The organism is Vibrio sp. 1978, from assembly GCF_033344345.1.
Window position 1 is genome coordinate 1 of record NZ_JAWPOP010000500.1, and the last position, 681, is coordinate 681.

1 protein-coding gene is annotated in these 681 nt (G+C 43.0%); it reads right to left on the bottom strand.

Annotated features, from left to right (window positions below; translation table 11 throughout):
• On the bottom strand, positions 1-391 hold a 391-nt coding region (locus R8N49_RS27460), incomplete at its 3' end, for a PhnD/SsuA/transferrin family substrate-binding protein (protein WP_318190496.1).
• Positions 392-681: the final 290 nt, after the last annotated feature.

The window sequence follows — 681 nt, forward strand, 5'->3', positions numbered from 1 at the left end:
AATGAATGCCACTGTCTTGATGGGTGAAAAATACAGAGTGGTATTTTTCGAGTCCCTTTTTCCACCTTACGGCGAGCACTTGGCTGTTAGATTCTCGTTCTAGGGTTACGGCGTTAAACGGTGTAGCTGTTGCAATTTGAACGCTGCCATTTTTGAGAGCAACTGCAAGTTGTCCATAGTTGTTGAAGACTTGTACCGACCCAGAGGTATAACCGAGGTGATTCAGCCTTCCGGACACATATTGAGCAAAGGGTGTCGCCTTTTTGATTTTACTTTTTGCTTTGTCGGAAACGATACCTACGGTAAATACGAGGTCATTGACGGGTTGAGCACTAGCAAGAAAGGGGGAGCTTAAAGAAGCAAGCAGTAAGAGTGTGCAGGCAGGTTTCATCCGGCGTCAACATCCTTGGGTATGTGTTCTTGAACGACAAGATTCAAAAATAAAAGCAAATCGCACTTCAACGAAGCGCACAATCATTCAGTAATTATTGAGTTAGAACTCAAAAAGTGACTCGGTCACGTATCTTTCAAATAGTACCGATTTTGAATGTTAAGTACAGGAGTAATGTCGCTCTTTCAGTGACTGAAACACAAGTGAAACAGGGGATTTGTCGGCGTTCTGAGAAACAAGGCTCACTTAACTTGAACGGTGTAAGTGAGCCTGAAAATAAAATGAGAGGT